Origin of the sequence: Arthrobacter sp. H41 (assembly GCF_000520535.1) — a bacterium.
In the GTDB taxonomy this organism is placed as follows: Bacteria; Actinomycetota; Actinomycetes; order Actinomycetales; family Micrococcaceae; genus Arthrobacter_D.
In genome coordinates, this window is the sequence record NZ_KI914767.1 from 9,628 (window position 1) to 12,767 (window position 3,140).

At 70.4% G+C, this 3,140-nt stretch carries 3 protein-coding genes; 2 read left to right on the forward strand and 1 reads right to left on the reverse strand.

Features of this window, described 5'->3' with window-relative positions; genetic code table 11:
• The coding region (locus Y705_RS17005) for a glycosyltransferase family 9 protein (RefSeq protein ID WP_162149028.1) at positions 1–664 on the reverse strand (664 nt) is incomplete at its 3' end.
• Positions 665–901: 237 nt separating this feature from the next.
• On the opposite strand from Y705_RS17005, the gene Y705_RS0103225 reads away from it, so the two are divergent.
• Both Y705_RS0103225 and Y705_RS17010 read left to right on the forward strand, forming a co-directional pair.
• Complete coding sequence (locus tag Y705_RS0103225; protein WP_081737746.1) at positions 902–2,335, forward strand: aldehyde dehydrogenase family protein; 1,434 nt, start codon at positions 902–904, stop codon at positions 2,333–2,335.
• Positions 2,335–3,140: bifunctional heptose 7-phosphate kinase/heptose 1-phosphate adenyltransferase (locus tag Y705_RS17010; protein ID WP_253908461.1), on the forward strand; the 806-nt coding region annotated here is incomplete at its 3' end. The genes Y705_RS0103225 and Y705_RS17010, both read left to right, overlap by 1 nt.

Consider the following 3,140-nt stretch of genomic DNA (forward strand, 5'->3'; position numbering starts at 1 on the left):
ACGCCGGCCAGCGCCGTCGTGCGTCGGTTGCGCCCGGGTGGATGCTGACCAGGGGAGCCGCGTCGCCCAGGCGGTCCGTCGCTGCCGCCGACTCTTCGGGGGTGACCTGGATCCGGGGTTCGAGCGACTGCGGTTCGGCGCCGGCCAGCCCTACCACTTCCAGGGCGCGGAACACCTCGTGCTGGTAGTAGACGTAGGGAATGGTGCGTTCGAGGGCGGCGGCGTCGGCCGTGCGGGTTCCCACGGTGTGCCGCGCCTTCAGCCTCAGGAGGAACGGATTGGAGTTCCTGCCACCGCCGTGCAACTGGACGGCGAGGTCGAACTCCTCCCTCACCATCCTCGTGAAGAACTTCTCCACGGCGGCGGCGTCGGGAATCCCCGGACGCACGCCTTCCGCAGGTGGGAGGATCGCCACCCGGCTGATGGGGCCCGGACGGTCCTTCAGCAGGGCCGCGTGGAGCCCGGTGCCCAGGAGGGTGATGACGGCCTCCGGGTAGGCGGCCTTGAGTGCCTCCACCGCGGGCAGGGCGAACATCAGGTCCCCCAGGCCGCCACCCCGCAGGACGGCGATGCGGTGCACGTTGCGGAACCGCTCGAGGACGGGGCCCACCAGCCTCGACTGCTCGACCGACCCACCGAATTCCGCCCGGGTTTCCAAACCCATGGATGCCTCCTGAAACTTGTTGCGAAGCTGCTTCCTCCCTGACATCCTAAGCCTGCTGATGAAAATGGTCGGCTAGTACCGCGGAGGTGCCCGCGGCGGGGAAGAAGTCCGAAAAAGGCAACGGCTGATGTGTAAACGGGAGGAGTGCAGGGTACTTGAGGAACAGCCGGGCCCACCGGCGCCGCGGCGCCGGAAGGATCGGCATCGACACAATCGTCACGGAAGCTGAGGAGCGTCATGTCCACCCACCCTGGTCTCGCGCAGGACGACCTTGTTGACGAGGTAGCTGACAATTGGGCTGACGAGGAAACTCTCACCATTTTCGATCCGCGCGACGGCAGCGAGGTGGGGACGGTGCAGTGCGCCGGGCGCGATGAGATTCTTGCCGCACTCTCCGAGGCCCGCGCGGCCCGGCCCGATTGGGCCGGAACCGATCCCGCAGCGCGGGGGAGCATGCTGCGGAGGGCGGCGGGTGCACTCCGGGACGGTGCCCGAACACTTGCCGAACTGAACAGTCGTGAGACCGGGCGTCCGATCGATGAGGCGATCGCCGGTATCGAAGCCGGGGTGTCGACACTCGAACAGTACGCCGAGCTCGGCCCGCTCCACCGCGGCCTCAGCCTGCGCGGGTCGCTGCTTGCATCCAACTTCACCGTGACCGAGCCCCGCGGTGTCGCCGCCCTGTTCACGCCATGGAATGATCCCGTCGCCGTTGCCGCCGGGCTGATCGGAGCCGCGCTGGTGACGGGGAACACTGTCGTCCACAAGCCCAGTGAGCGCTGCCCGCACCTGGGAATCCACCTGGGGGAGCTTCTCGCCCCCTGTTTTCCGGCCGGCGTCTTCTCGACCCTCACGGGCGGAGCCGACGTGGGACGGCGGATCACGTTGGAGACCGGCGTCGACGTCCTCGCGCACGTGGGCTCGAGTGCCAGCGGTGCCCGCATCGCCGAGGCCGCCGCACTCACCGGGAGCCATGTGATCCGGGAGAACGGCGGCAACGATCCGCTGCTGGTGGACGCCGACGTGGACCCCGTCTGGGCCGCCGGGCAGGCCGCGATCGGGGCGTTCAGCAACAGCGGCCAGATCTGTACTGCGGTGGAGCGGATCTACGTGCACCGTACAGTCGCCGAGCCGTTTCTCGAAGCACTTGCCGCCGAGGCCAGGCGGCGGAACACCAGTGGATCAGTTGCCCCCCTCGTGGACCGCCGGCTCCGCGACGCCGTGCACGCGCAGGTCGCCCAGGCCGTCTCCTCCGGTGCGCGCTGCCTGGAGGGCGGCGTCATCCCGGAGGGTAGCGGCGCCGCCTATCCCGCCACGGTGCTGTCCGGCTGCAGCGACACCATGACCGTGATGACCGAGGAGACGTTCGGTCCCGTAGCTCCCGTGACGGTCGTGGACAGCTTCGAGGAGGGCCTCGTCCTCGCGGCGTCGGGGCCCTACGGACTGGCCGCCTCCGTGCTCACGGGCAGCATCGCCGCCGCGCAGCGCGCCATCGCGGCTCTCCCCGTCGGCACGGTCAAGGTCAACGCCGTCTTCGGGGGAGCACCCGGCGGTTCGGCACAGCCGCGCGGCATCAGCGGGGCAGGCTTCGGGTACGGGCCGGAACTGCTCGATGAGTTCACCCTCGTCAAGGTCGTGCACATCGGCGCCCCGGGAGCCGGGGGCGCCTGATGGGGAGCCTGAAGGATGTCCGTGGACTCGCCGGCTGGGTGCCGCAGCGGATCGCCGAGGCCGCCCCGGCCGTGACCGTGGTGGGCGACGTCATGCTGGACGGCTGGTGGACCGGGAGCATCGAGCGGTTCTGCCGTGAGGCTCCTGCGCCCGTCGTGGACGTCCAGCGCCGCGAGTATGCAGCCGGCGGAGCGGCGAATACTGCGGTGAATCTCGCAGCGCTCGGGGCACGGGTGCGGATCTGCGGACTGACGGGGAACGACGACGCCGGGCGCCGGCTGCGCTCGATCCTGACCGACGCCGGCGTGGACGTGACGGCGCTCGTCGCGGACGACGGCGTACGCACCACCACGAAGTACCGCATCGTCGGCGGGGACCAGGTGATGCTCCGGCTCGACGACACGCCGGAGAGGATCCCGGAGGCGGCGGCACTCCGGGTGGCCGGCCGGGTGGCAGCGGCAACCGCCGGCTGCGACGCCGTCGTGGTGTGCGACTACGGCACCGGCGCGGTGCGCGGGCCGGTGCGCCAGGCCCTGATCGATGCCGACCCGCCGCCGTTGACAGTGGTCGACTCGCATGATCCCGCTGCCTGGGCTGCCCTTCGCCCCGACATCGTGACGCCGAACGCGGAGGAAGCGTCCCGCGTCCTCGACTGCAGGCTCGACGCGCGGAGCAACCGCGCCGCGACGGTCCAGGCCCGACGCGGCGAACTGCTCGCCGCCACCGGGGCATCAGCAGTGGTGGTCACCCTCGACCGTGACGGCACGGTCCTGTTCACCGGGGACTCCGAAGAACACCGGACGTG

What these genes read in the sequence shown, in the direction of transcription:
- Y705_RS0103225 (WP_081737746.1), top strand. Translation starts at nt 902, where the DNA reads ATGTCCACCCACCCTGGTCTCGCGCAGGACGACCTTGTTGACGAGGTA.